Origin of the sequence: Pelagibacterium sp., from assembly GCF_048264985.1 — a bacterium.
In the GTDB taxonomy this organism is placed as follows: Bacteria; Pseudomonadota; Alphaproteobacteria; order Rhizobiales; family Devosiaceae; genus Pelagibacterium.
The window spans coordinates 1,486,592-1,511,966 of record NZ_JBLXCL010000001.1; the positions used below are offsets into that span (position 1 = coordinate 1,486,592).

The window sequence follows — 25,375 nt, forward strand, 5'->3', positions numbered from 1 at the left end:
ATCGATTGCAACCAGTGCAGCCAATGCCTTTGTAATCGATTACATCTCCGTGTCGCGGAGACCGTGTGTTGAGGAGCCACGGTACGGTTGATGGAGGAGGGGTGGCCCCAGTGCCGCCTTGAGGAAACCCTTGGGAGGATTATCCGATGAAAAATTTTGTCGTGGCCGCGTCATTTGCGGCTGCCCTAATGTCCACCACCGCCGCTTCGGCGGCAGATCTTGAAGTCACGCATTGGTGGACATCCGCCGGTGAAGCTGCATCCGTTGCCGAGTTCGCCCGTGTTTTCGAAGAGGAAACAGGGAACACCTGGGTCGATAGCGCGCTTGCCGGATCGGGTACTGGCGCCAACCCCGTGATCATCAGCCGTATTCTGGGCGGCAACCCGATGGGCGCCACCCAGATGAACACCGGCCGCGATGCCGAGGAACTCATTCAGGCCGGCTTGATGCGGGACCTGACCGATATTGCCGATGAGATGGGCGTTCGCGACTTCTACGTGGATGAATCTCTGCTTGAGCCCTGCACATATGAAGGTCGCATCTACTGCTTCCCGGTCAACATCCATTCATGGGACTGGCTGTGGCTCTCGACTGCTGCTTATGAAGAAATTGGGCAGCCTGTTCCCACCAACTGGGATGAATATGTCGCAACCTGGCCCGCGCTTGAAGAGGCTGGCATTCTTCCGTTCGGCCTTGCTTCGGGTTGGCCGATTTCCGGCGTTCCCGGCGTCTTGATGGCCGGTATCGGCGGTTCCGATCTCGTTCTCGCGGTCAACCGTGACAAGGATGTCGAAGCTGTGCGCGGCGAAGAGTTCCGCAAGGTTGCAGAAGCCATGGACGCGCTTCGTGGCGTGCTCAGCCCCGATATGATGGTGCCCTCGTTCGGTGACGTGGGGAACCAGATTCTCGCAGGTGAAGTGGCTGGCAACATCCATGGTGACTGGCTGCAGGGCGATCTTCAGGTTGCCGGTGGTGTGCCCGGTGAAGACTACGAATGCCTGCCCGGCCTTGGTCTCAACGACCAGCTTACCGGTGGCGGTGACAGCTTCTACTTCCCGGTTCTGCCCGATGGGACAGACCCCGAAGTTGTCGAAGCTCAGACCCAGCTTGCCCGTCTGCTGATCTCGCCAGAGGCTCAGCTGGCCTTCAACCTCAAGAAGGGTTCGATGCCGATCCGTACCGACATCGATCTTTCTGGCGCCAATGCCTGCATGCAGAAGGCAATTCCCCTCCTCGACAACGGTCTGCTGCCCTCCGGCGACTTTGCCCTGTCGAGCGATACTCAGCAGCAGCTGCAGGATCTGTCCATCGAGTTTATCGACAACGATAGCATCTCGGTCGACGATTATATCGATCGCTACGCCTCGATCATCGAGAGCGCCGACTAAGCGATTTCGCTGCACGAAGACGGTGACACGGCCGGGCTCGTTCCGGCTGTGTCTCGCTTGGCACCGTTCCGCGCAATAGCCGCGATAAAGCGGGATGGAATGGTATCAGGAAAATGTCTCGGAGCCGGATCTTCGCGTCGTTCGAAGTTTCGGTTCGTATAGGAGGGTCTAACTTGACTGACGTTACGGCAAGCGGCAGCGAGCGGCAGGAATCGGGAGCGCGGCGTTTCGTTCGCCAGCTGTTCACGCGAAACATTCCTGCAAAGATCGCTGCAACCCCAATGATCGTGACAGTGCTGGTGGTCTTTATCGGATGCACCATCTGGACGATCTATTATTCGTTCACAAACTCCAGGCTGTTGCCGACAGGGTCCTTTGTCGGTTTCGACCAGTACACGCGACTTTTCGGAACGTCGCGCTGGAATGTCTCGGTCTGGAATCTCGTCTGGTATGGCAGCTTTTCGCTGATTTTCACCCTCACCATCGGCTTTCTGCTTGCCGTGCTGATGGACCAGAAGATCCGCTTTGAAAGTGCCTTCCGCACCATCATGCTCTACCCGTTTGCGCTCTCGTTTATCGTGACGGGGTTGGTCTGGCAGTGGATAATGAATCCGACGCTGGGCTTGCAGGGCACCATGCGCAATCTTGGGTTCGATTGGTTCACGTTCGACTGGATCGCTCGCTCGGACATGGTGATCTACGCGTTGCTGATCGCCGGTCTCTGGCAGGGCACCGGGTTCATGATGATCCTGATGCTTGCAGGCCTGCGCGGCGTTGACGAGGAAATCTGGAAGGCCGCTCGTGTCGATGGCATTCCTACCTGGCGCACCTATCTGTTCATAATCCTGCCGATGATGCGTGGCGTGCTCGTCACTGCAGTCGTACTGGCCGGGTCGGGCATCGTGCGGCTCTACGATCTTGTGGTGGCACTAACCAAGGGCGGTCCCGGTATTTCGTCCGAAGTGCCAGCCAAATACGTTTACGATTACATGTTTACCGCCGGCAACATCGGGCAGGGCCTTGCGGCATCGACCATCATGCTTCTCACGGTCATGATCATCATCATCCCGTGGGCCTATCTTGAATTTGGCGGACGGGGGAAGAAGTAATGAGCAACCCAGCCACACTTTCCTCAAATGTCGCTCTGGATGCGGTCAAGCCTGAAATCAATCTCGGTGATCCTCACGGGCCGCGCCCCAAGCCCTTCTTCACGCCAAGGCGGATAGTGATGTATTCCATCCTGTTCGTGGCATGCCTTTATTATCTTTTCCCGCTCTACGTCATGGTGATGACCTCGTTCAAAACCATGCCGGAAATCCGGTTTGGCAACATCTTTGCTCCGCCGCGTGAGTTCACGGGCGATGCCTGGGTGCGCGCGTGGTCCTCAGCCTGTACGGGGTTGACCTGTAACGGCCTTTCCCCCGGATTCTGGAACTCGGTCAAGATCCTGATCCCTTCGGTGATCATCTCGACGGCTGTGGCCGCTGTGAATGGGTATGGTTTGGTCAACTGGAAGTTCCGGGGCTCGGAAATCTTCTTTGCCGTCCTGATCTTCGGTTCGTTCATTCCCTACCAGGTCATGCTTTATCCGCTGGTGATGATTACGCGCGAACTGGGCATTTTCGGCACCATTCCCGCCGTCATCATGGTTCACACGATCTTCGGTATGCCGATCCTGACCCTGTTGTTCAGGAATTATTTCGCCTCGCTTCCGCCCGAACTCTTCAAGGCGGCACGTGTCGATGGGGCAGGCTTCTGGCGCATCTTCTTTGAGGTGATGTTGCCGATGAGCCTTCCCATCATCGTTGTGGCGTTGATCTTGCAGGTCACCGGCATCTGGAACGACTTCCTGTTCGGTGTCGTCTTCGCGGGCACCCAGAACCTGCCGATGACTGTGCAGCTCAATAACATCGTCAACTCGGCTCAGGGCACGCCCGAATATAACGTCAACATGGCAGCAACGATGCTGACCGGCCTCGTACCTCTCATTGTCTACTTCGTCTCGGGACGCCTGTTCGTTCGCGGCGTTGCGGCAGGTGCGGTTAAAGGGTGAGTATAATGACCGATAAATCAAACACTTCCGTATCGATCCGGAATCTCTCGCTTAACTTTGGCGCCATTCAGGTTCTTAAGGAAATGAACCTCGATATCGCCGAGGGCGAATTCCTGGTCCTTTTGGGGCCGTCGGGGTGTGGCAAGTCCACTCTGCTCAACTGCATTGCCGGACTGCTCGATGTTTCTGGCGGACAGATCCACATCTCGGGCAAGAACGTCACTTGGGAAGAGCCCAAGGACCGGGGCATCGGCATGGTGTTCCAGTCCTACGCGCTCTATCCGCAAATGACGGTCAAAAAGAACCTCTCGTTTGGTCTGCGCGTAGCTGGCCTGCCGCGCGAGGAGATAGAAAAGCGCGTCAAGCGCGCTTCCGAAATGCTCCAGATTGAACCGTTGCTTGATCGCAAGCCAGCCAATTTGTCGGGTGGTCAACGTCAGCGTGTCGCCATCGGTCGCGCTCTGGTGCGGGACGTCGAGGTCTTCCTTTTCGACGAGCCACTCTCCAACCTCGATGCCAAGCTGCGTTCGGATTTGCGTGTGGAAATCAAGCGCCTGCATCAGCGGCTTGAGAATACTATGATCTACGTCACACACGATCAGATCGAGGCGATGACGCTTGCCGACCGGATCGCCATCATGCGCGATGGGATCATCCAGCAGCTTGATACGCCAAATGTGATCTACAACCATCCGGTCAATCTTTTCGTGGCGGGCTTTATCGGTTCTCCCTCCATGAATTTCATCGAGGGTACGCTGAGCGGCAAGACGTTCACGGCCGATGGCGTGCCGTTCGACGTCGACCGATACGGTTTCGCGGCCGGCAACGATGCCCACGAAACCAAGGCCGTGCTGGGCGTCCGTCCCGAACACGTCATCGTGGGCGAGGCGGCGCAATCCCAGGCCGTGAACTTCGAAGCCGAAATCGAAATCGTCGAACCGATGGGCTCGGACACGATTGCATGGACCAAGCTCGGCAAGCACGAATTCACGTTCCGGGCTGACAGCGAACTCAATCTCGCTGTCGGACAGAAGATCAGGCTGGGCTTTGATCCAGCCCGTGCATCAATCTTCAATGCCGATAGCGGCGACCGTATTTAGGGAAATATCCAATGACTGACTTTTCGTTTCAGCTCTACAGTGCCAGAAACTTCCCCCCGTTTACCGATGTGTTCGCATTGTTGTCGCGGCTTGGTTACGCCAGCGTCGAAGGCTTCGGCGCACTCTATACCGATCCAGCCGGCTTGCGCCGCGATCTCGATGCCGCTGGACTGACAATGCCGACCGGTCACATTGGACTTGATCAGTTGCGCGACAAACCCAAAGCAACCGAACTCGCGCGTACCCTGGGCCTGGAAACCATCTTCTGTCCGTTCATCGGTCAGGAATACTGGAAGCAGTCCGATGAAAAGTGGACCGAACTTGCGCGTGAGCTTGGTGAACTCGCCAAGTACTATCGCGATCAGGGGTTCGGTTTCGGCTGGCATAACCACCACTTTGAATTCTGGCCGCTCGAAGGTGGCCGTACACCCATGGAAATCCTGCTCACTGAGGCGCCCGAGCTTGATTGGGAAATGGATGTGGCCTGGGTCGTGCGCGGTGAGGACGATCCGAAGCGTTGGATCGAAAAGTTTGGCGATCGGATTGTTTCAGTTCATCTCAAGGACATCGCTCCGGAAGGTGAAGCAGCCGACGAAGACGGCTGGGCTGATCTCGGTCACGGCGTCGTGCCCTGGAAAGACTTGTTCGCCGACCTGAAGGCCAAGTCCAAGGCGAAGTACTTCGTGATGGAACACGATAACCCAAATGATCTCGAACGCTTTGCAGCGCGCTCGATCGCGACGGCAAAGGCTCTTTAGGACCGAAAAATGAGCAAAACATACGGCGTCGGCATTCTGGGTGCCGGCAATATCTCAGCGGCCTATCTCAAGCTCGCGCCCTTGTTCAAGGGTATTGAGGTCAGGGCGGTCGCAGACATCAATCCCGATGCTGCCAAGGGGCGGGCGGACGAATTCAACGTCACGGCCCAAACCCCCGATCAGCTTTTGGGAAATTCCGAACTCGATGTAATTGTCAATCTGACGATTCCCGACGTGCACTACCGCATATCCAAGGAGATCGTTTCAGCGGGCAAGCATGCCTATTCGGAAAAGCCTCTGGTTCTTTCTCTTGAAGAGGGAGAGGATCTTCGAAAGGCGGCGAAAGACGCCGGCAAGCAGATTGGATGCGCGCCAGACACATTTCTCGGTGGCGCACACCAGCAGGCGCGCTCACTGATCGATGAAGGCGCAATCGGCAGGATCACGTCGGGCACCTGCCATGTCATGAGTTTTGGATTGGAACATTGGCATCCGAACCCCGATTTCTTTTTCAAGCCCGGGGCAGGACCGGTCCTTGATATCGGACCATACTATGTTGCCAATCTCATCAATCTTATCGGGCCTGTAAAACGCGTCACAGCGTTTTCATCGACGCCGCGAACGCGGCGTGAGATTTCGAGCGAGCCGCGCAAGGGCGAGTTCGTCACCGTCGAAACGCCAACCACCATCCATGCAGTTCTTGAATTTCAATCCGGTGCGCTGGTTACGCTTGGCGCATCTTGGGACGTGGAAGCCCATCAGCACTCCAACATGGAAATTTACGGTACCGATGGATCGCTCTATGTCCCTGATCCGAACTTCTTTGGTGGTGAGCTGACATTGGCCCGCCGCGACGGGACGCGGGAGGTTGTCGAGCCGTGGAAGCATCCGCTTGGCGTGCCCAATTGGGAGCGTCCCAATGGCTCACCATTCGCGAACTACCGTACGGCAGGTCTTGCCGACATGATGCTCGCCATAGACGCTGGGCGCAAACCGCGCTGTTCGCTCGAAACCACCCTGCACGGTGTTGATGTGATGACATCGATCCTCAAATCGGGAGAGACCGGACAGGCTATCACGCTGACGACAACATGCGAGCGTCCGGAAGCGCTTGGACCAGTTGAGGCGCAGGCTCTTCTGGTTTAGCTCCGGGCGTATGCGTGGTCGCGCTGAGGTCGCCGGGCTCCTCCCGTCGCGACGCATGGTTGGGGAACCATGCGTCGCGTTTTTTCGGGTATTGCGCTGTCTCCAGTCGCTTGACTGTCGTCACAGGCCATCTATCGTGTAAACGTTTTCACCTGACGTTATTTTGTCGGGGGCGGAAAAGACCGCCACAACCGAGGAGGACAATTTCATGCGCACTTTGAAGGGCCCAGCACTCTTTTTGGCCCAATTTGCCGGGGACACGGCACCGTTCGACACACTCGACAATATCTGCAAGTGGGCGGCCGGTCTTGGCTACAAGGGCGTGCAGGTTCCCACCTGGGTGTCTGGCTTCATTGACCTGAAAAAGGCAGCCGAATCCAAGGACTATTGCGACGAGCTGAAGGGCATCGCGGGCAAGCACGGTGTCGAAATCACCGAACTCTCCACCCATCTGCAGGGTCAGCTTGTTGCCGTCCACCCAGCCTATGATGCGGCATTTGACGGATTTGCAGCGCCAGAAGTTCGTGGCAATCCCCAGGCACGCCAACAATGGGCGGTGCAGCAATTGCTATGGGCAGCCAAGGCGTCAGAGAACATGGGTCTGACCGCGCACGCCACGTTCTCGGGCGCCCTTGCCTGGCCCTACATCTATCCCTGGCCCCAGCGTCCCGCTGGTCTTGTGGAAGAAGCATTCGACGAACTGGCCCGCCGATGGTCTCCGATACTGGACAAATTCGATGAAGCCGGCGTCGATCTTTGCTATGAGATACATCCAGGTGAAGATCTGCACGATGGCGTTTCTTACGAGATGTTCCTGGAGCGCGTGAACAATCACACCCGCGCCAATCTGCTCTACGATCCGAGCCACTTCGTGCTCCAGCAGCTCGATTATATCGACTACATCGACATCTATCACGAGCGGATACGGATGTTCCACGTCAAGGACGCAGAGTTCAACCCAACGGGTCGGCAAGGCGTCTATGGTGGATTCCAGAGCTGGGTGGACCGGGCAGGGCGCTTCCGCTCGCTGGGCGACGGCCAGGTCGATTTCTCTGCCATCTTCTCGAAATTGGCGGCCTATGACTTTGACGGATGGGCAGTGCTCGAATGGGAGTGCGCGATCAAGCATCCAGAGGATGGCGCGCGCGAGGGCGCTGAGTTCATCGCCAACCACATCATCCGCGTTACCGAAAAAGCCTTTGATGACTTTGCCGGTGCCGGTACCGACCGTGCAGCCAATCGCAAGATGCTCGGGCTCGATTAAGGAGAAAAATCAATGGCAGAAAACGGAAAACGCCCCATCCGCCTCGGTATGGTCGGCGGCGGCACCGGTGCCTTTATCGGCTATGTCCACCGTATCGCGTCGCGGCTCGATGGCGATTATCAACTTGTCGCCGGCGCGCTGTCGTCCCGCGAACAGGTCGCCAGGGAAAGCGGCAAAAATCTCGGCTTGGCGGACGATCGGATTTACACCGATTTCGCCGAAATGGCTAAGGCGGAATCGGCGCGCGAGGACGGAATCGAAGCTGTCGCCATCGTAACGCCAAACCACATGCACTTTGCGCCGGCCAAGGCGTTTCTTGAAGCCGGCATCCATGTCATCTGCGATAAGCCGCTCACGGCGTCGATAGAGGACGCGTACGCGCTGCAAAAAGTGCAGCCCAAAAACGGCGCCAGGTTTTTGCTGACCCACAATTACACTGGTTTCCCGCTCATCCGCCAGGCACGCGAGCTTGTGCAGTCCGGCGCGCTGGGCAAACTGCGTGTCGTGCAGGTCGAGTATCCGCAGGACTGGCTGGCCGTCGAGGCGGGCGACGACAACAAGCAGGCAGCCTGGCGTACCGATCCGTCCAAATCCGGCGCGGGCGGTGCCATCGGCGATATCGGCACCCATGCCTACAATCTGGCTCGCTATGTCACTGGCTTGAAAACCAGCGCCGTTTCCGCCGACCTCGACGCCTTTGTGCCTGGCCGCCAGCTCGATGACAACGTCCACATCATGATGCGGTTTGATGGCGGCGCAAAAGGCATGCTCTGGGCGTCCCAGGTCGCCGTGGGCTGCGAAAATGGTCTCCAGCTTCGTGTCTATGGCGAAAAGGCCGGCATCGAATGGCGGCAGGACAACCCCAACTATATGTGGTTCACAGAGTTCGGTAAGCCCAAGCAGCTTCTGACCCGTGGCGGCGCGATCGACGGCTCGGCTGCCGGGGCCATGGGTGTTCGCATCCCAGCAGGCCACCCCGAAGGCTATCTTGAAGCGTTCGCGACGCTTTATAGCCAGTTCGCGGCGATCATCCGGGGCGATGGAGCCGAATTTGAAGGGCTTCTTCCCACGCTCGATGATGGTGTCGAGGGCATGGAATTCATAATGGCAGCAGTGAAGTCCTCAAACGATGACAGCCGTTGGACGCCTCTGGGCTGATTGAAACGAAAAAGGGCGGCGCAGTGCGCCGCCCGATCTTATCGCTGATGCAGCGATCAATTACATGCCTTCGTGCCAAACGGCGACGTCACGCAGGCTCACGTCGAGCCCGTCGATCATCCCCACTTCGCTTGCAGCGCCCGATTCCAGATCGACAGTGTAGAGGGTCTTGTTGGTGACCAGGTACGCAGTGTTCATGTCGATCTCTTCGGCGAAGATGTCGAATGCTATGGCATCTGCCATGTCGATGCCTAGCGGGCCGCGGGTTTCGAGCGTGCCGTCGTTCGGTGCAGTCTGCTGCAGCAGCGACAGCATCGACCATTCGATGTCATACATCGCTGTCGCTTCAGGCGAACCGATCGAGTTGATATAGGCGGTTGCTACGACAGTAAAATCGGCCTCGGCGCTCTCATCGCCTTCCGCAAAGTGCAGGCTGCCATCGACGGTTGTTTCGCCCGTATCCACATTGATGCGCAGATTGGTGCCATCCGAACCCATGAAGCGCAGGCGGTCGGCCATCGGGTTGAAATCGACCATGGCGTAATCGCCGCCGATGGTTTCGGTGATTGTCGAAACGACAGTCGCTTCACCGCTGGTAACGTCGATTGTAACGATGTTGTAGTCTGAATCGACGCCATACAGCATGTTGTCAGCAGGACGCTGGTCGATGCCGAACAGGCTGTCGACACCCGAAACTTCAATCATGCCGTCGACCATAAGCGTTTCGGTGTCGAACATGACGAGTGTCTTATCGCCGGCCAGGCCGACAGCGGGTTGAGCCAGGGCCGCGCCGGTCAGTGCCAAAAAGCTGGTGCCGATAAGAGCTGCGCGGGTAAGAGTACGCTTAGACATTGAGTTTCTCCTGATTTTTCAACGTTTATGCTCCCCGTTTGCCGCGGAGCGCGTGATGGTCACACCGGCTCTACCCGCCAGATCGCCAACCGGATGCACCGACGCGATGACTTTTTTATTTTTTTGCATCTGTAGCTGTTTCTGGCGTGTAGAGTGGCTGGAAAGGTGATGCCGAAGTGCGGGGAGCGATGAACGAACAGGGCGCGGCAACAAAGGTGAATCTCTTGGTTCTCGACATAGCCAAAGGCGACAAATCCGCCCTTGAAGCTCTGTTTCGTATGGAGGCGGGCCGCTTGCTCGCCGTCGCACGTCGAATCGTTCGCCGTTCCGATCTGGCTGAAGAGGTCGTTCAGGAGGCCTTTGTTTCGATCTGGCAGCGTTCGGGGCAATACGATCCGAAATATGGCGAGGCGCGTGGCTGGATTACCCGCATCGTGCGTAACCGCGCGCTCAATTTGCTGCGCGATTCCGGACGCGTCGATCATGTCGATAGCGAGACCCTCGAAGCCATGGGTGACAGGACAGGGGAGGCCAACAACGCCTATGAGGTGCTTCCCGAGCGACACGCGCTCAAATCCTGCCTGAAACAACTCGATGCCAGAAAACGCACGGCAATTCTGTTGTGCTATGTGACCGGTCTTACCCATGGCGAAGTCGCAGCCAAACTCGACGCGCCGCTGGGCACGGTAAAGGCATGGATCAGACGCGGCATGAGCGCTTTGCAGGAGTGCCTGGGATGACGGCACCGAACAACAGCAACGACTTGATTGCACAATATGTGCTCGGCCTGCTCGAAGCCGAGGAGCAGATCCGGTTTGAAAGCCGCATGGCTGTCGAACCCGACCTGGCCCGCAAAGTGACAGTTCTTCAGCACCAGTTTCAAGCGCTCGATGACACGGCACGCCCCGACACGGTCCCAGACCGGCTGTGGTCGCGTATCGAAACATCGATTAATGCAGCCACTGGTGCGCCGAAAGCTGCAAATACCAACACCAAACGGTCGTTGGGCGGCATTCCGGCGTGGGCGGGAATGGCTGCAGCTATTGTCGTATCGCTCGGCATAGGATTTTTCGGCGGCCAGTCGCTTGGTCCGGCGCCGCAAGCGCCCCTCGTGGTCGCGGTTCTGGTCGGGGATGACATGGAGCCCGGTGCCATTATCGAGGCATTTGCCGATGACAGCATTCGCATAGTGCCGCTTGAAGCGTTGGTCGCTCCCGCCGATTCGATTCTGGAAGTCTGGACGCTGCCCGACGCCGAGACCGGTCCTGTCTCGCTCGGTACGTTCCGCGAAGCGCGTGATCTTGTGCTCGGAGGGCCCGATCTGCCAGCGCCGCAGCCCGATCAGCTTTATGAAATCACGCTCGAACCGGCTGGTGGCTCGCCAACCGGACGTCCAACCGGGCCGATTTTGCTCAAAGGGTTTGCCCGCGCGCCTGTTGTCTAGCTAAAGAGGGCCGGAGCTGTCGAACTGGTTAGAACCATTCCCGAGGCAAACAGCAAAAGCAGCACGACACGCCGGAAAGCCCGCGTGTCGAGGCGTCTGAACAGCATGGCGCCTACCAGAGCCGGTATCACCAGAGCCATCGCGATCAGGCCAAAATGCCGCCAAGTCTCGCCGGTAATGATTGATCCGGCAATAAAATAACCAATCATTGTCGTGACATGCATGGCGATATTAAAGCCCTGCATCACGCCGCGCTGGCTGTCTTTGTCCATGCCTTTCAGCGTGCACCAAAGCGTTGGGATCGGGCCGGAGAGGCCGCCGAGACCACCGAAGATTCCGCCAAGCCAGCCAGCAATGCCATTGCTCCAATTGCCGCCGATGTCGATTTTGAAACCTGCGGGGACCAATAGCATGATGGGGCAGTAGATCAGCATGAATATCCCAAGCGCCAGTTTGAACCCTTGCGGATCGAGCACGCTGAGCAGGACGATGCCGATTGGCACCCCCAGAACGCCGCCGGCAATAAACGGCAGCATGCCTCTAAGGTTGAAATGGCGACCGACGATTGGCAGCGTCACCAGCTGCCCGACCAGAGATCCGAATACCGCCATGGGGGCTGCTAGTGCAGGATCGACGGCCCATGCCCAGATGCTCAGACTGGCCAGCGCAAAAGCGAAACCTGCAAGTCCCTGCACGAAGCCGGCCAAGGCTGCGCCGCCAAGAACGATGAGCAGATAGCTGTCCAAGGTCCAGCCCTATCTCTGACGCCTCAATGGGTCCAGGGTGCCTTGCGGTCGAATCGGAAATTGTCGGGGTAGCTGACCTTCTTGATGGTCGACTCCTGCGCGGGCTGGACCGAATAGGCGATGCCTTCGCGCCGGGCATAAGATTCTGCATCTTCCAGCGTATCAAAGCGCAGTTTGATCTGCTGCTTCATGTCGCCCGATGACGTATATCCCATCAAAGGATCGATTGTACGGGCCACCTCGGGTTCGAACACCAGAACCCAGTCCTGGCTTTTTCCCTTGCCCGACTGCATCGCGTTGCGAGCAGGGCGGTAGATGCGTGCAACCATAATCAACAAATCCCATGGCTGGCCAATGGTCGGGGCAGCAAGATTCGAACTTGCGACCCCCGGTTCCCAAAACCGGTGCTCTACCAGGCTGAGCTATACCCCGACATGGCCATTGGTGTTGCGATACACATTCTTTTCTGGCAGGGCAAGGCATGATACGGGCGCGCAGGCATAATCTGCCCAAAAATATGGAGACCGGGGAAAATTGTTTGCTCCCGAAACGTTTACCGCCCAATGGGTCAAGACCGTTCTCGTGCGGCACCGGCAGACCAAAGTCCTGTTTTGGTGGCCATTCTGGACGTTTCTGGCCCTGTTGGCGCTGGCCGTCATGCTCGATGGTCCGGTCACCGAGGCTGTGCGTAACTGGCCGTCAGGCGAACGCGCGTTTTTTCGTTTCATTACGGATTTGGGCAAATCGGACTGGTTGCTTGTGCCTACGCTGGTTGCCGGAGTGCTGTGCGCGTGCGCATTGCAGCTCAAACTTTCATATAGCTGGGCATGGGCCGCCCGAGGAATCACGGTCATTTCGGCCTATATATTTGTGACGATCGCCTTTTCCGGTCTCGTGACCGTGATTCTCAAGCGTATTATTGGCCGCGCACGGCCGATGTATCTCGACGATCTCGGCGTTCTGCACTTTGAGCCATTCGAATTGCTCGATTGGAGCGTTCACAGCTTCCCATCTGGCCACGCAACCACAGCCGTCGCTTTTGCCCTGGTGCTTCATACGTTGACCAACCGGCGCTTGCACGGCTGGTTGATTGCATTCGGGTTCGCCATAGGCTTGAGCCGCATAGTGGTCGGCGATCACTATTTATCAGATGTGGTCGCCGGCTCGTTTGTCGGTCTGGCATCCGCAATCCTCGTCCGCGATTATTTCGCCACCCGCCGCTGGGGAATGAAAACTGAGTCGGGTCAGGTCAAGTTCCGGATGTTCGGTGCCTTCAGGCCGCTTTGGCGCTGGCTACGTCGCGGTCATATCCCCGCAGTTTTCAAGTAGCGCGCAATTCCGCTATCGAGGTCGGCTTTGAGGTCATCGATGTCTTCGAAACCGACATGAACGCGAAACAAATTGCCCTCCAATTCCCATGGCACCGAGGTGCGGATTGGTCTCGGATCGGTCGGCAGGATAAGACTTTCAAATCCGCCCCATGAATATCCCATGCCAAATACGGCCATTGCGTCCACCATCGCGGCGATTGCATCGCGCGGCGCTGGCGGCAGGGTAAACGAAAACAGGCAGCCCGATCCGGCAAAGTCGCGCTTGAACACAGCGTGATCGGGGTGTGAGGGCAGGGCGGGATGGAACACAGTAGTCTCGCTACGCTGTTCGAGCCAATGCGCCAATTCAAGTGCGCGTGCCTGATGCTCCTTCATGCGGACCCCAAGCGTCCGCATGCCGCGCGTTGCAAGATAGGTGTCGTCGGGCGAAGCTGTAAGACCGAATGTATAATGAGTGTGCGCCAGCTTCTCGCGATAGGCTTCATTTGCCGAAACCGTTCCCATCATCACATCAGAGTGGCCCACAAACATCTTGGTGCCCGAGTGAATGACGATGTCGGCGCCAAGCGACAGCGGTTTGTAAAATAGCGGTGTCGCCCAGGAATTGTCGACGAGCACGGCGATATCGCGTCCGGCAAGGGCCTGGCAGATAGCGGGCAGATCCTGAATTTCGAAGGTCAGAGATCCAGGGCTCTCGAGAAACACAGCGCGCGTATTGTCGCTGACAAGGTCGGCGATTGCCCGGCCGAGCCGAGGATCGAAATAGCGCACGGTGATTCCGAGCCGTTTGAGGATGTTGTCGGCAAAATTGCGAGTCGGCTGGTAAACGGAATCGGTGATCAGAACTTCGTCGCCTACCGACAAACACGTAAGAAATGCCAAAGAAATTGCCGATACGCCAGATGGGGTCAGCACCGTTGCGGCGGCGCCTTCGAGCTCGGTTATCATCGATTCCAGTCCGTCGGTGAGCGGCGTGCCCTGTCGGCCATAGCGGTACCGGATCTTGGTATCGTCAAGATCGGCAAGAGTATCGAAAATGACCGTACTGCCCCGATAGACTGGGGTATTGACGAAACCATGTTGCGCGCTGGGATCTCTGCCACCATGGGTAAGAAACGTTTCCGTACCCGATTGGAATATAGCGGCTTTTTTTGACTCTGACATGTTACCCCGGTCCGAATGACTGACAAAAGGTCAGTATTATTGCTTCTAATTTAGGCGCGCTTTGGGAAGTGACTATTTTCGTATCGCTTTTGCCCTTGACGCAAACAGTAAAACTGCGCTTCGATGCTGAACAGCATTGTGCTCGATGGCAATAGGGCGATGCTTTCCGCCGAACGGTGGAAGAAGAGGGTTGGGCGGCAACGCACCAGCTCCATCTAAAGGGTTAGGAAACAAAGGCAATCCTATGAAAAAACAACTCATCACTTGCGCTGTGGCAGCCGCAATGGCGACCACCTCATCCGCTGCCTTCGCGCAGACGCTCGACGAGGTGATGGAGCGTGGCTTTCTGCAGTGCGGCGTGACCGAAGGCGTTCCAGGGTTCTCATTCCCTGACGAAAACAACAACTGGACGGGACTTGAAGTTGATTTCTGCCGCGGCATGGCCGCTGCGATTTTCGATGATCCCGAAGCCGTTCGTTACACGCCACTGACCTCGCAAGTTCGCTTTGAAAGCCTTGCAAACGGCAACATCGATGTTCTCTCGCGTACAACGACATGGACGATGAGCCGCGATACCGATCTTGGCATCACATTCACCGGTACGATGTTCTATGACGGCCAGGGCTTCATGGTTCGCGAAGAGTCCGGTGTCACCTCGGCAACCAAACTTTCCGGTGCCGCGGTCTGCATCGAATCCGGCACGACCACAGAGCTCAATGCTGCCGACTACTTCGCAACTCAGGGTATGGATCTTTCCAACGCTGTTGTGTTCGTCAATCAGGACGAAGTGGTTCAGGCCTATCTCGACGGACGGTGTGACGTCTACACCACTGACTCGTCGGCCCTGGCTGCTGAGCGTTCGGGTTTCCCCGATCCCGAAGCCCACATGATCCTGCCCGAAATCATCTCCAAAGAGCCGCTTGGCCCCTCGGTTCGCTCGGGCGATACACAGTGGTTCAACATTGCAAAGTGGACTCTGTTCGCAATGCTCAATGCTGAAGAACTTGGCGTGACATCTGAAAACGTCGACGACATGCTCGGCTCGGAAAACCCTTCGATCCGCCGTCTGTTGGGCGTTGAAGGCGATTTCGGTACACCGATCGGCCTCTCGGCAGATTGGGCATACCGTATCATCAAGCACGTGGGCAACTACGGCCAGCTCTACGCCATGCATGTCGGTCCCGACACACCGATCAATATCCCGCGTGGCGTGAACAGCCTGTGGACCGATGGCGGCGTTATGTACGCTCCGCCGATCCGCTAATCGCCGAACTACCTTTCGGCCCGGGCGCTCCGCGCCCGGGCATTTCCAAACCGTTGGTCGAACGGCACCCATGTGCCGCGGACGCTAATGGTTTGGCCAAGGGTTAAGGGATCAACATGACAGACGTCTCGCAGAAGCGATCGGGCACATCGGCACGATCGGGGATCGACGCTTCGCTTTTTTACAACCCCACTGCACGCGGAATAGTTTATCAGGCGGCGTTGCTAATAGGGGTCGTGTTTCTGTTCTGGTGGCTGCAGTCCAATGCAGCGGCAAACATGGCAGCACAGGGCAGGGCCACCGGGTTTGGTTTCCTGTTTCAAACAGCCGGTTTTAATATCGGTTTCTCTCTGCTGCCGTTCGATCGCAGCTCAACCTATCTCGAAGTCTATATCGTTGGCATTCTGAACACGCTGCTCGTTGCAGTCGTGGGCATCGTTCTGGCCACCATACTGGGCTTTATTATCGGCATAGCGCGCCTATCGTCGAACTTCATTATCCGCAAGCTTGCGACAGTCTATGTCGAAGTGATGCGCAACATGCCGCTGCTGTTGCAGCTGTTCTTCTGGTATTTCATGGCCCTCAACGCCTTGCCCGGCGTGCGGCAGAGCTATGAATTGCCACTTGGCGCCGTACTCAACCAGCGCGGGCTTTATCTTCCGCTTCTCCAGTCCGACGGCCGCTTCCTCATTGCGCTCGGCATCTTTGTCGTCGCGCTGATCGTCGCTTTCGTTTGGCGGGCGCGGCAAATTCGGAAGATGGAAGAAAAGGGCGACCGGCTGCCTGTTGTCTTGCCGATGCTGGGCATTGTGCTGATCCCGACGGCCATTGCGCTGTTCGGGGCGCAGGTTCCAATCGCGTTCAGCTATCCCGAACTCACCGGCTTCAACTACACTGGCGGCTTTGTGGTGCCACCTGAGTTGACGGCATTGATCACCGGACTGGTCATATACACCGCAGCATTCATCGCCGAAATCGTGCGCGCAGGGATTCAGGCCGTCAATTACGGCCAGGTTGAAGCAGCCTCGGCGCTTGGGCTCAAGGAAGGTGACCGTTTACGGCTGGTGGTAATCCCCCAGGCCATGCGGATTATCGTGCCGCCCTTGACCAGCCAATACCTCAATCTGACCAAGAACTCGTCGCTGGGCGCCGCTATCGCCTTTCCCGAGCTGGTCAACGTGTTCATGGGAACGGCGATCAATCAGAGTGGTCGGGCTGTGGAAATCGTGGCGCTCACGATGGCGGTCTATCTGACATTCTCGCTGACAACGTCGCTGTTTATGAACTGGTACAATTCGCGCGTCGCGCTGGTAGAGCGTTGAGATCATGAGCACAAACCACCTCAGCTTTGTTCGCACCACTATCGCCGATCCCATGCCGCCCCCAAAGCAGATGACGGGCATCGGCGCCTGGATGCGCACCAACCTGTTTTCCACCCCGGGAAATTCCATTCTGACGATTGTCGGGTTGGGCCTGGTGATCTGGGCATTGATTCCGATCTGGAATTTTCTCATCGGCGATGCCGTGTTCACCGATCCGGAGGGATTGCGTGGCGAAGCCTGCCGCTTTGAAGGCGTAGGGGCGTGCTGGATATTCATCCGCGCTCGCTTCAACTTCTTTATCTATGGCTTTTACCCGCCCGATGAGATCTGGCGCATCAATCTGATGTTCATTATCGGGATCGTCCTGCTGATCCCGCTGCTTGCACCGCGTGTTCCTTTTGTGCGCACGGCTGCTATCCTGTTCTTCGGCGTTTATCCCTTCGTCGCTTACTTCCTCATGTATGGCGGAATTTTTGGGCTCGATGTTGTTCCAACGCGCCAGTGGGGTGGCTTGACGCTGACCCTGATCATCTCGTTGATCGGCATCATCGTGTCGATGCCGCTCGGCATACTGCTTGCGCTTGGGCGGCAGTCCAAACTGCCTGTCATCAAGGGGTTCTGTATCGCCTTCATCGAATTGTGGCGTGCCGTACCCTTGATCACTGTGTTGTTCATGGCCTCGGTCATGTTCCCGCTCTTCATGCCGCAAGGGACAAATCCCGACGTGCTGTTGCGGGCGATTATCGGCATCGTGCTGTTTGAATCGGCATATATGGCCGAAGTTGTCCGTGGCGGGCTTCAGGCTATCCCTGGCGGACAGCGGGAGGCGTCGTATGCGCTTGGCATGAGCAAGCTCAAGACAACGGCACTGATTATTCTGCCGCAGGCCCTCAAGCACGTGATTCCGGGTATCGTGAACACCTTCATTGCGCTGTTCAAGGACACGACGCTGGTATCGATTATCGGCATTTTCGAACTGCTCAATACAGTGCGGGCTGCCGGCTCCGACATCGCATGGCAGTTCCCCAGCGATGCGGTGACCGGTTATGTGTTCGCCGGGTTTGTGTTCTGGATATTCTGTTTCGGAATGTCTCGTTATTCGATCTACATGGAAGACCGGCTGCACACCGGCCACAGGAGATAGACAATGACCGCAAGCATGGAGGCCACTTCGGCCAATCCGACAAAAATGACGGTCTCGGACACCGATGTGGCCGTCGAAATCAGCAACATGAACAAGTGGTATGGCGATTTCCACGTGCTGCGCGACATCGACCTCAAGGTCATGCGTGGCGAGCGCATCGTCATCGCAGGCCCCTCTGGGTCGGGGAAGTCGACACTTATCCGGTGCGTCAATCGACTGGAGGAGCATCAGCAAGGCGATATCATCGTAGACGGTATCGAGCTCACCAACGATCTCAAGCGTATTGACGAGGTTCGCCGCGAAGTTGGCATGGTATTCCAGCACTTCAACCTGTTTCCCCATCTCACAGTGTTGCAGAACCTTACTCTGGCACCGATCTGGGTCCGTGGGACACCCAAGGCGGAAGCTGAAGCTCAGGCCATGACCTATCTCGAGCGCGTCAAAATTCCGGAGCAGGCCAACAAATTCCCCGGCCAGCTTTCGGGCGGACAGCAGCAACGCGTTGCCATTGCACGCTCACTATGTATGAATCCAAAGATCATGCTGTTCGATGAGCCCACCTCAGCGCTCGATCCGGAAATGATCAAGGAAGTGCTTGATGTGATGGTTCAGCTCGCCGAAGACGGCATGACAATGGTCTGCGTTACCCATGAAATGGGTTTTGCGCGTCAGGTCGCCAATCGGGTCATCTTCATGGATCAGGGCCAGATTATCGAGCAGAACGAGCCCGAGGCTTTCTTCTCGAATCCTCAGCACGAGCGCACCAAATTGTTCCTGAGCCAAATCCTGCATTAGGCCGGGCACTCCCCGGCGGTCGGGATCCAGCAATTTACCAATTTCAAAGCCCGCGCCGAGCAGCGCGGGCTTTTTCATGTCAAGATTGGCATTAGGCGCAATTGTTCGGGGGAAACAATTGTCTCGCCTTGACCCCTAGTGCCCCCATGCCAATATTACCCTCCATTTTCAAAGGAGCGGGTTCGCCCGCATCGCACTTGAGTTCATTCACGCGGCTATTGCGGATTTCTGCTGGGGCAGCGCTTTGCGCTGCTTTGCTGTTAGGTGCCCCGCAGGCGAGTTTCGCCCAAGAAGAAGCCGCCGAGACAAGCGCGCCATTCACGATTTCAATGCTCGAAACCGTGCGCACCCGCGGCTATGTCATCTGTGCGGCGACCAGCCCCTTGCCCGGCTTTGCCCAGGTCAGCCCCGAGGGGCTGTGGTCGGGGTTTGATATCGATATGTGTCGCGCTGTCGCTGCGGCGGTGTTTGGCGATCCTTCTCGCGTCGAGTTTCGCCCCCTTTCGGGACAGAGCCGCTTTGCCCATCTGGCGATGGGCGAAGTCGACCTCGTAATTCGAAATGCGCCCTGGACCATGTCGCGTGATACACTTTATGGCGCCACCTATGTCGCGACCTCGTTCTTCGACGGGCAAGCATTCATGGTTCCCGATCGCCTTGGGGTTGTGTCGGCCTATGAGCTTGAAGATGTGACCATCTGCGTTGCATCGAATTCGGACGCCGCACGTAATCTCGATGACTTCTTTTTCTTCAATCAGCTTGGTTATGCAGAGATCTTTTATGAAGATCGCGAAGATCTGGCCGTCGCTTACCGGTCGGGAGAGTGCGACGCCATAACCGGGTCGGCAAGCTGGCTGCAGGCCATCCGCCGAACCACACCCGATCCGACATCTCACGCTATTCTGCCTGAGCGCCTGAGCAAGGAGGCTTACGGCCCCGTTGTGCGTAGCGACGATGTTGAATGGGAGACGATAGTTCGCCGTACGCTCTATGCGCTCATCAATGCGGAAGAATACGGCGTCACATCGGTTAACATCGAATCAATGATGTCGGCCCGGACCGCAGCCATCAGGCGCCTTCTTGGTGTCGAGGATGATGTGGGCGACGATATCGGCTTGCGCGCCACCTGGATACGCGACGTCATCCGCAGTGTGGGCAATTATGGTGAAATATACGCGCGCCATTTTGGTGCGGCAGCCGGTGCGCAGCTCCTGCGTGGCCAGAATGCCCTCTGGCTCAATGGCGGGTTGATGTATGCGCCACCCGTTTACTGATCCCAACCCGCTAAAGAATTGGTGAAAAGAGCCGGGCACCCTGGCACAGCAATCGGAACGGATAACTGCGTCGCTTCAGATTTTGCTGCGTGGTGAGATATGAATCGGCGAAATCGGTGTCGAGCATTGCCGCCACATTGGCGATCATGTCGCTGTCCGTGAACCACAGCGTTGCTTCAAAATTGATATTGAAGGACCGATAATCGAAATTCACGGTTCCGACCCCGGCAATCTGGTCATCGCACAAAATGACCTTCTGATGCAGAAACCCCTTTTCATAGCGATGCACTTTGATGCCATGCGACACCATTTGGTCGGCATGGGCGTAGCTGGCCAGCCAAACGATCATGTGGTCCGGTTTGCGCGGCAACAGGATGCGAACGTCCACGCCGCGTAGCGACGCGGCGTACAGAGCTGTTTGTATTTCGATGCCGGGCACAAAATACGGGCTGACGATCCATAGGCGTTTGCGCGCCCGGGCGATCACCTCGGTAAAAGCTATGGCGCAATCCTCGAGGGTATCGGCCGGTCCGGTCGGCATTAAGAGAATCGGTTGGTTTCCCGGCGTCGGTATGGTGCTGGGATAGCGCGCAGGCAATTCCTCACCGGTTGCCCATAGCCAGTCTTCCCTGAACATAAGCGCGCAAGCCAGCGCGGCTGGTCCGGTGACATGGACATGAGTATCGCGCCAGCGTCCCAGTTTTGGATCCTTGCCCAGATACTCATCACCGACATTATGTCCGCCAACCCAGGATTCGACTCCGTCGACGACGACATTCTTGCGGTGATTGCGATAGTTGATGCGGGTCAGCCCGTACCATCGGAGGAATGGGTGGCGGTGATTGAAACTGTAGATGCGGACCCCATGATCTTCCAGCCGCTTTTTATAGCTGCGGGGCAGGGCATGGCTGCCAGCGTCATCGTACAGCACATAGACCTTCACGCCGGCACTGGCCCGCTCGATCAAAGCGTCGGCGAGGCGCCGGCCCAAATCGTCGTCGCGGATGATGTAGAACTGGATGAGCACATAATCTTGCGCCCGCGAAATGCCGTCCATGATGGACGCGAATGTGTCTTCGCCGTCGATCAGTAATGATGCAGCGTTACCGTAGAGAAACGGCAGTTCGGCAACGCGCTGCAAGACGGGCCAGTCTTCGCAAGTGCGCTTGTCGACGATGCGGAGGTCGTCAGACCGCGCTAAACGCCAGCTGCGACCGGAGTCGATCCTGGACGCAGCATAGTCGTCGAACAGCTTCCAGCCGAACAACAGGTAGATCAGCGTTGTCGGGAAGGGCAGAATGAGCAGCGAGAGCAGCCAGGCGATGGTGCCTTGGGATGTGCGCGAATTCATGATCTCGCGCACGGCACAGACCAGCGCCAAGGCATAATTGGCAAGATAAAGAGTGGCCAGGAAGCTGAAATTGTCCGCTATTGCCCTGACCAGATCCATGCCGATTTCGCCTTAACTAGCGGCCTCCAGCACCGAATTGATGTCAACCGTGGGTTCGGCCTCCAGCCAATCTGGTACCGGCAGTTCCTTGGAACGCAGGAAGGCCGGATTGAAGAGTTTCGATTGGTATCGGTTGCCATAGTCGCACAGAATGGTGACGATGGTCTTCCCCGGTCCCAGTTCGCGGGCCAGTCTCACGGCCCCTGCGATATTGATCGCAGACGAACCGCCCAGGCACAATCCCTCCTGCCGGATAAGGTCGAAAATATATGGTAGGGCTTCGCGATCGGGAATCTGGAAAGCGTGATCGACATCAAGGTCGGCAAGGTTGGCAGTGATCCGCCCCTGTCCGATGCCCTCGGTTATCGAACCGCCCGATGATTTCAGCTCGCCTTGGGTGTAATAGCTGAAAAGCGCAGCCCCTTCCGGGTCCGCCAGGCCGATCTGAATGTCGGTGTTGCGTCCCTTGAGGGCCATGGCCACCCCGCCCAGGGTTCCACCCGAACCGACGGCACAGATGAACCCATCGACCCTGCCGCCGGTTTGTTCGAAAATTTCGGGGCCTGTCGTTTCGACATGGGACTGCCGATTGGCAATGTTATCGAACTGGTTGGCCCAGATCGCGCCGTTGGGCAGTTCGGAAGCCAGTTTTTCGGCCAGCCGACCGGACACTTTTACGTAGTTGTTTGGATTTTTGTAAGGCTGGGCCGGGACCTCGATCAATTCGGCACCCGCCAGCCGGATTGCGTCCTTTTTTTCCTGACTTTGCGTTTCAGGTATGATGATGACCGTCTTGAACCCCATTGCATTGCCCACCAGCGCCAACCCGATCCCGGTATTGCCGGCCGTCCCTTCGACAATGGTGCCACCGGGTCCCAGCGCGCCGCGGGCCACAGCGTCCTTGATGATGTAGAGCGCGGCGCGATCCTTGACCGATTGTCCGGGATTTAGAAACTCGGCCTTGCCCCAGATCTCGCAGCCCGTTGCTTCGGAAACGGCGTTGAGGCGGATCAACGGGGTGTTCCCGATGGCGGATGGCATGTCTTTGTTACGGGTCATAATGGGCCAGCAGCTTCGTGAATGTGAACAGTGATGGTAGTGACACCGACAGTCGCGAACAAGGCCGCAAAACGTTGATAGGTCGTGCTTTTTCAGTTCGCCGCTTTTCGCGCAATCTTCTGCCAAAGGAATGCCGAACGCCGCAAACCTATTGCGTCAGCGTTTGAGTGTGTCGAGTGCACGCGATCGGCTGGCTTTCAGATCCACTATCGGCTCAGGATAAGTTGCGCCCAATTTAAGGCCCGCCTTATCCTTTACTCCAGCATCCGCCATCCATGGTTTGTGAACCCATTTGTCCGGCAGATCTTTGAGTTCAGGCACCCATCTGCGCACGTACTCGCCGTCGGGATCGAACTTTTCACCCTGCGTAACGGGATTGAATATGCGGAAATATGGCGCAGCATCCGCGCCGCATCCCGCTACCCATTGCCAGCTCGCCGGATTGTTGGCCGGGTCGGCGTCGACCAGCGTGTCCCAAAACCAGCGCTCACCTTTGCGCCAGTCGATAAGTAGGTTTTTGGTCAGCAGCGACCCCGTGAGCATGCGCACCCTGTTATGCATCCAGCCCGTCTGCCAAAGCTGCCGCATGCCTGCGTCGACGATAGGAATTCCGGTCTGTCCCTTTTGCCAGGCGTGCAGGGCACTGGTGTCGCTCCGCCAGTCGATAGCGTCGAAGCGTTCCTGCATCGAATGGTTGGCAATATTCTCGCGGTGATAAAGCAGATGATATGAAAACTCCCGCCAGGCCAGCTCGGACAAGAATTTGCCGCCTGCCTCAGCCATAGCCGGTTTGGCATCGATAAGGTGGCGCACCGCAAACCAGATCTGGCGTGGACTGATTTCTCCAAAGCGAAGGTGAGGCGACATCTGCGATGTTCCGTGCTTGCGGGGCACATCGCGATCCCTTGGGTAGTTAACCAGCAGGTCGTCTAGGAAGTCGGTAAGCATGTGCTTTGCCCGATTTTCACCCACGCTCCAATGCGCCATCATGCCATCGGCCCACCCCGGCGTGATGCCGAGTTCAAGGGCAGGAGGGTCGATAGGCTCATGCTTTTCAATCCGCCCGATCGGCTCGGCAATTGGCTTGTCCCGCAGCGCATTCCAGAACGGCGTGAAAACCCCGTAAGGGGTCCCCTGTTTGGTGGCGATGTCCCAAGGTTCGATCAACAGCGAGCCATTAAAGCTCTCCACCTCGATGCCGTCGGCCCGCAGACCGGTCTTGAGTGCGCTGTCATGGGCGCGCCCACCGGGATCGTAGCGCCGGTTCCAATACACTCGCTCGGCCGCGGTCGTGCCAACAAGTTCAGGGATCAGCGTTTTGCTTTCGCCTTCGCAATAGTGAAGGCGAACGCCGCGCCCGGCCAGATCGCTATTGAGCACCTTTAGGCTCTCATGGAGCCAGGCTTTCGCGGCGCCACCGAGTGCGCGCAGGCCCTTGTCCTGTTCGAGCACATAGACTGCATGAACGGGTGCGTCGTTCTTGAGAGCGGCGGCAAGAGCGGGGTTGTCGCCGATACGCAGGTCGTTTCGGAGCCAAACCAGGGTGGAACTGGCCATGAAAAAACTTTCTCTTTCGTTTGAATGTGCAAGTCAAAAAATGCGTGCGCTCTGTGCAATTGAAACAAACAAGCGCTTATCGCCCGTTACGTGAAAACCTCGCGTTCAGATCAAGTTCGCGTGTGTTCAGCGCAGTTGTTCGGTCCTCCGGCCTGCAATATGTCTTTGCTCGAAAACGTTCCAAACCGTGAAAACAAACATGTCCTCTTCGCTTTCCCATCTTGCTCGTCTGGAGAGTGAGAGTATCGAGATCTTCCGAGAGGTTGCCGCCAGTTTCGAGCGTCCCGTGATGATGTATTCGATCGGCAAGGATTCCTCGGTTCTTCTGCATTTGGCGCGCAAGGCCTTCTACCCCTCGCGTATCCCGTTCCCGCTGCTTCATATTGATACGACCTGGAAGTTTGCAGAGATGATCGCGTTTCGCGACCGTATGGCAGCCGAATACGGGTTTGAATTGCGCGTCCACACCAATCAAGAGGGCGTCGCTGCCGATATAAACCCGTTCGATCACGGCTCGGCGCGCTATACCGACATCATGAAAACTCAGGCTCTGCGGCAGGCGCTTGGTGCTGGGCAGTACGACGCGGCGATCGGTGGCGCTCGTCGCGATGAAGAGAAAAGCCGCGCCAAGGAACGCATTTTTTCTCATCGAAATGCAAACCATGCCTGGGATCCCAAAAACCAGCGTCCAGAGCTTTGGCGAGTGTTCAACACGCGACTCAATCCTGGGGAATCCATGCGCGTGTTCCCGCTGTCCAATTGGACCGAACTCGATATCTGGACCTATATCTACGACCAGGACATCCCCATAGTACCGCTTTATTTCGCGCGGCCGCGCCCTGTTGTCGAACGCCAGGGTACAAAGATTATGGTGGATGATAGTCGCTTCCGGCTTGAGGCGGACGAAGTGCCCACTCAAGAGGTCGTGCGGTTCAGAACGCTGGGCTGTTATCCACTGACTGGCGCCATCCCGTCCCAGGCGGCGACCCTTCCCGAAATCATCATGGAGATGCAGGCCTCCCGGACGTCCGAGCGCGAGGGACGGCTGATTGATTCCGACCAGGCCGGCTCGATGGAGAAGAAAAAGCAGGAAGGGTATTTCTGAT

Annotated in this window: 24 protein-coding genes and 1 tRNA gene; 17 read left to right on the forward strand and 8 right to left on the reverse strand. The window is 57.2% G+C overall.

Features of this window, described 5'->3' with window-relative positions:
- Positions 1-146 precede the first annotated feature (146 nt).
- From ACN0TA_RS07335 to ACN0TA_RS07370, 8 genes are all read left to right on the forward strand, one after another.
- Positions 147-1,388: an ABC transporter substrate-binding protein gene (locus tag ACN0TA_RS07335; RefSeq protein ID WP_417581296.1), complete on the forward strand. Its 1,242-nt coding sequence runs from the start codon at positions 147-149 to the stop codon at positions 1,386-1,388.
- A 173-nt stretch (positions 1,389-1,561) separates the two neighbouring features.
- Positions 1,562-2,497, forward strand: a complete 936-nt coding sequence (locus tag ACN0TA_RS07340) for a carbohydrate ABC transporter permease (RefSeq protein ID WP_417581298.1) — start codon at positions 1,562-1,564, stop codon at positions 2,495-2,497.
- Positions 2,497-3,441 carry a carbohydrate ABC transporter permease gene (locus ACN0TA_RS07345; RefSeq protein ID WP_417581300.1) on the forward strand — a complete coding sequence of 315 codons (945 nt, stop codon included), beginning with the start codon at positions 2,497-2,499 and terminating at the stop codon, positions 3,439-3,441. Before ACN0TA_RS07340 ends, ACN0TA_RS07345 begins: the two co-directional genes overlap by 1 nt.
- Before the next feature lie 5 nt (positions 3,442-3,446).
- Positions 3,447-4,541, forward strand: a complete 1,095-nt coding sequence (locus ACN0TA_RS07350; RefSeq protein WP_417581302.1) for an ABC transporter ATP-binding protein — start codon at positions 3,447-3,449, stop codon at positions 4,539-4,541.
- Between the two features lie 11 nt (positions 4,542-4,552).
- Positions 4,553-5,299 carry a sugar phosphate isomerase/epimerase family protein gene (locus tag ACN0TA_RS07355; RefSeq protein ID WP_417581304.1) on the forward strand — a complete coding sequence of 249 codons (747 nt, stop codon included), beginning with the start codon at positions 4,553-4,555 and terminating at the stop codon, positions 5,297-5,299.
- A 9-nt stretch (positions 5,300-5,308) separates the two neighbouring features.
- Positions 5,309-6,445 carry a Gfo/Idh/MocA family protein gene (locus ACN0TA_RS07360; protein WP_417581306.1) on the forward strand — a complete coding sequence of 379 codons (1,137 nt, stop codon included), beginning with the start codon at positions 5,309-5,311 and terminating at the stop codon, positions 6,443-6,445.
- 208 nt (positions 6,446-6,653) lie between these two features.
- Positions 6,654-7,709, forward strand: coding sequence for a sugar phosphate isomerase/epimerase family protein (locus tag ACN0TA_RS07365; protein ID WP_417581308.1), 1,056 nt, complete (start codon positions 6,654-6,656; stop codon positions 7,707-7,709).
- A gap of 12 nt (positions 7,710-7,721) precedes the next feature.
- Positions 7,722-8,867 (forward strand): Gfo/Idh/MocA family protein, encoded by a 1,146-nt coding sequence (locus tag ACN0TA_RS07370; protein WP_417581310.1) that lies wholly within the window; start codon positions 7,722-7,724, stop codon positions 8,865-8,867.
- A gap of 60 nt (positions 8,868-8,927) precedes the next feature.
- Here the strand turns inward: ACN0TA_RS07370 and ACN0TA_RS07375 are convergent, their stop codons facing one another.
- Positions 8,928-9,719: a DUF4394 domain-containing protein gene (locus tag ACN0TA_RS07375; protein ID WP_417581312.1), complete on the reverse strand. Its 792-nt coding sequence runs from the start codon at positions 9,717-9,719 to the stop codon at positions 8,928-8,930.
- A 188-nt stretch (positions 9,720-9,907) separates the two neighbouring features.
- Between ACN0TA_RS07375 and ACN0TA_RS07380 the strand changes: the two genes are divergently transcribed.
- Both ACN0TA_RS07380 and ACN0TA_RS07385 read left to right on the forward strand, forming a co-directional pair.
- Positions 9,908-10,459, forward strand: coding sequence for a sigma-70 family RNA polymerase sigma factor (locus tag ACN0TA_RS07380; protein WP_417581314.1), 552 nt, complete (start codon positions 9,908-9,910; stop codon positions 10,457-10,459).
- The gene (locus ACN0TA_RS07385) at positions 10,456-11,163 is read left to right on the forward strand and encodes an anti-sigma factor domain-containing protein (RefSeq protein WP_417581316.1); all 708 of its coding nucleotides are present in this window, start codon (positions 10,456-10,458) and stop codon (positions 11,161-11,163) included. Before ACN0TA_RS07380 ends, ACN0TA_RS07385 begins: the two co-directional genes overlap by 4 nt.
- On the opposite strand, the gene ACN0TA_RS07390 is transcribed toward ACN0TA_RS07385, so the two are convergent.
- The 3 genes from ACN0TA_RS07390 to ACN0TA_RS07400 all read right to left on the reverse strand — a co-directional run bounded on the left by ACN0TA_RS07390 (position 11,160) and on the right by ACN0TA_RS07400 (position 12,341).
- Complete coding sequence (locus tag ACN0TA_RS07390) at positions 11,160-11,909, reverse strand: sulfite exporter TauE/SafE family protein (protein WP_417581318.1); 750 nt, start codon at positions 11,907-11,909, stop codon at positions 11,160-11,162. The genes ACN0TA_RS07385 and ACN0TA_RS07390 overlap by 4 nt on opposite strands.
- 23 nt (positions 11,910-11,932) lie before the next feature.
- Complete coding sequence (locus ACN0TA_RS07395) at positions 11,933-12,238, reverse strand: ETC complex I subunit (protein WP_417581319.1); 306 nt, start codon at positions 12,236-12,238, stop codon at positions 11,933-11,935.
- Between the two features lie 26 nt (positions 12,239-12,264).
- Positions 12,265-12,341: transfer RNA gene (locus tag ACN0TA_RS07400), tRNA-Pro, on the reverse strand.
- A 102-nt stretch (positions 12,342-12,443) separates the two neighbouring features.
- Between ACN0TA_RS07400 and ACN0TA_RS07405 the strand changes: the two genes are divergently transcribed.
- Positions 12,444-13,238: a phosphatase PAP2 family protein gene (locus ACN0TA_RS07405; protein ID WP_417581321.1), complete on the forward strand. Its 795-nt coding sequence runs from the start codon at positions 12,444-12,446 to the stop codon at positions 13,236-13,238.
- Here the strand turns inward: ACN0TA_RS07405 and metC are convergent.
- On the reverse strand, positions 13,214-14,404 hold the full coding sequence (gene metC / locus ACN0TA_RS07410) for a cystathionine beta-lyase (protein WP_417581323.1): 1,191 nt from the start codon (positions 14,402-14,404) through the stop codon (positions 13,214-13,216). The two genes, ACN0TA_RS07405 and metC, sit on opposite strands and share 25 nt — an antisense overlap.
- Positions 14,405-14,648: 244 nt before the next feature.
- Between metC and ACN0TA_RS07415 the strand changes: the two genes are divergently transcribed.
- The 5 genes from ACN0TA_RS07415 to ACN0TA_RS07435 all read left to right on the forward strand — a co-directional run bounded on the left by ACN0TA_RS07415 (position 14,649) and on the right by ACN0TA_RS07435 (position 20,203).
- A complete protein-coding gene (locus tag ACN0TA_RS07415) occupies positions 14,649-15,668 on the forward strand; it encodes an amino acid ABC transporter substrate-binding protein (RefSeq protein ID WP_417581325.1) in 1,020 nt (339 codons plus the stop codon).
- A gap of 116 nt (positions 15,669-15,784) precedes the next feature.
- Complete coding sequence (locus tag ACN0TA_RS07420; RefSeq protein ID WP_417581327.1) at positions 15,785-16,990, forward strand: amino acid ABC transporter permease; 1,206 nt, start codon at positions 15,785-15,787, stop codon at positions 16,988-16,990.
- 4 nt (positions 16,991-16,994) lie between these two features.
- Complete coding sequence (locus ACN0TA_RS07425) at positions 16,995-18,134, forward strand: amino acid ABC transporter permease (protein WP_417581329.1); 1,140 nt, start codon at positions 16,995-16,997, stop codon at positions 18,132-18,134.
- Positions 18,135-18,137: 3 nt separating this feature from the next.
- Positions 18,138-18,929, forward strand: coding sequence for an amino acid ABC transporter ATP-binding protein (locus ACN0TA_RS07430; RefSeq protein ID WP_417581331.1), 792 nt, complete (start codon positions 18,138-18,140; stop codon positions 18,927-18,929).
- Between the two features lie 197 nt (positions 18,930-19,126).
- Complete coding sequence (locus tag ACN0TA_RS07435) at positions 19,127-20,203, forward strand: amino acid ABC transporter substrate-binding protein (protein WP_417581333.1); 1,077 nt, start codon at positions 19,127-19,129, stop codon at positions 20,201-20,203.
- 10 nt (positions 20,204-20,213) lie between these two features.
- On the opposite strand, the gene cls is transcribed toward ACN0TA_RS07435, so the two are convergent.
- From cls to ACN0TA_RS07450, 3 genes are all read right to left on the reverse strand, one after another.
- Positions 20,214-21,653, reverse strand: a complete 1,440-nt coding sequence (gene cls / locus ACN0TA_RS07440; RefSeq protein ID WP_417581335.1) for a cardiolipin synthase — start codon at positions 21,651-21,653, stop codon at positions 20,214-20,216.
- A gap of 12 nt (positions 21,654-21,665) precedes the next feature.
- Entirely contained in the window at positions 21,666-22,712 is a 1,047-nt protein-coding gene (locus ACN0TA_RS07445; RefSeq protein ID WP_417581337.1) for a cysteine synthase A, read from the reverse strand.
- 156 nt (positions 22,713-22,868) lie between these two features.
- Positions 22,869-24,269, reverse strand: a complete 1,401-nt coding sequence (locus ACN0TA_RS07450; protein ID WP_417581339.1) for a cryptochrome/photolyase family protein — start codon at positions 24,267-24,269, stop codon at positions 22,869-22,871.
- A gap of 187 nt (positions 24,270-24,456) precedes the next feature.
- Here ACN0TA_RS07450 and cysD point away from each other — a divergent pair, with 187 nt between their 5' ends.
- The gene (cysD, locus tag ACN0TA_RS07455) at positions 24,457-25,374 is read left to right on the forward strand and encodes a sulfate adenylyltransferase subunit CysD (RefSeq protein ID WP_417581341.1); all 918 of its coding nucleotides are present in this window, start codon (positions 24,457-24,459) and stop codon (positions 25,372-25,374) included.
- Position 25,375 lies beyond the last annotated feature (1 nt).

Excerpts from the sequence above, each read along its gene's own strand:
- ACN0TA_RS07335 (WP_417581296.1), top strand. The coding sequence starts at position 147 with ATGAAAAATTTTGTCGTGGCCGCGTCATTTGCGGCTGCCCTAATGTCC.
- ACN0TA_RS07345 (WP_417581300.1), top strand. The coding sequence starts at position 2,497 with ATGAGCAACCCAGCCACACTTTCCTCAAATGTCGCTCTGGATGCGGTC.
- ACN0TA_RS07350 (WP_417581302.1), top strand. The coding sequence starts at position 3,447 with ATGACCGATAAATCAAACACTTCCGTATCGATCCGGAATCTCTCGCTT.
- ACN0TA_RS07355 (WP_417581304.1), top strand. The coding sequence starts at position 4,553 with ATGACTGACTTTTCGTTTCAGCTCTACAGTGCCAGAAACTTCCCCCCG.
- ACN0TA_RS07360 (WP_417581306.1), top strand. The coding sequence starts at position 5,309 with ATGAGCAAAACATACGGCGTCGGCATTCTGGGTGCCGGCAATATCTCA.
- ACN0TA_RS07365 (WP_417581308.1), top strand. The coding sequence starts at position 6,654 with ATGCGCACTTTGAAGGGCCCAGCACTCTTTTTGGCCCAATTTGCCGGG.
- ACN0TA_RS07370 (WP_417581310.1), top strand. The coding sequence starts at position 7,722 with ATGGCAGAAAACGGAAAACGCCCCATCCGCCTCGGTATGGTCGGCGGC.
- ACN0TA_RS07375 (WP_417581312.1), bottom strand. The coding sequence starts at position 9,719 with ATGTCTAAGCGTACTCTTACCCGCGCAGCTCTTATCGGCACCAGCTTT.
- ACN0TA_RS07380 (WP_417581314.1), top strand. The coding sequence starts at position 9,908 with ATGAACGAACAGGGCGCGGCAACAAAGGTGAATCTCTTGGTTCTCGAC.
- ACN0TA_RS07385 (WP_417581316.1), top strand. The coding sequence starts at position 10,456 with ATGACGGCACCGAACAACAGCAACGACTTGATTGCACAATATGTGCTC.
- ACN0TA_RS07395 (WP_417581319.1), bottom strand. The coding sequence starts at position 12,238 with ATGGTTGCACGCATCTACCGCCCTGCTCGCAACGCGATGCAGTCGGGC.
- metC (WP_417581323.1), bottom strand. The coding sequence starts at position 14,404 with ATGTCAGAGTCAAAAAAAGCCGCTATATTCCAATCGGGTACGGAAACG.
- ACN0TA_RS07415 (WP_417581325.1), top strand. The coding sequence starts at position 14,649 with ATGAAAAAACAACTCATCACTTGCGCTGTGGCAGCCGCAATGGCGACC.
- ACN0TA_RS07420 (WP_417581327.1), top strand. The coding sequence starts at position 15,785 with ATGACAGACGTCTCGCAGAAGCGATCGGGCACATCGGCACGATCGGGG.
- ACN0TA_RS07425 (WP_417581329.1), top strand. The coding sequence starts at position 16,995 with ATGAGCACAAACCACCTCAGCTTTGTTCGCACCACTATCGCCGATCCC.
- ACN0TA_RS07430 (WP_417581331.1), top strand. The coding sequence starts at position 18,138 with ATGACCGCAAGCATGGAGGCCACTTCGGCCAATCCGACAAAAATGACG.
- cls (WP_417581335.1), bottom strand. The coding sequence starts at position 21,653 with ATGGATCTGGTCAGGGCAATAGCGGACAATTTCAGCTTCCTGGCCACT.
- ACN0TA_RS07445 (WP_417581337.1), bottom strand. The coding sequence starts at position 22,712 with ATGACCCGTAACAAAGACATGCCATCCGCCATCGGGAACACCCCGTTG.
- ACN0TA_RS07450 (WP_417581339.1), bottom strand. The coding sequence starts at position 24,269 with ATGGCCAGTTCCACCCTGGTTTGGCTCCGAAACGACCTGCGTATCGGC.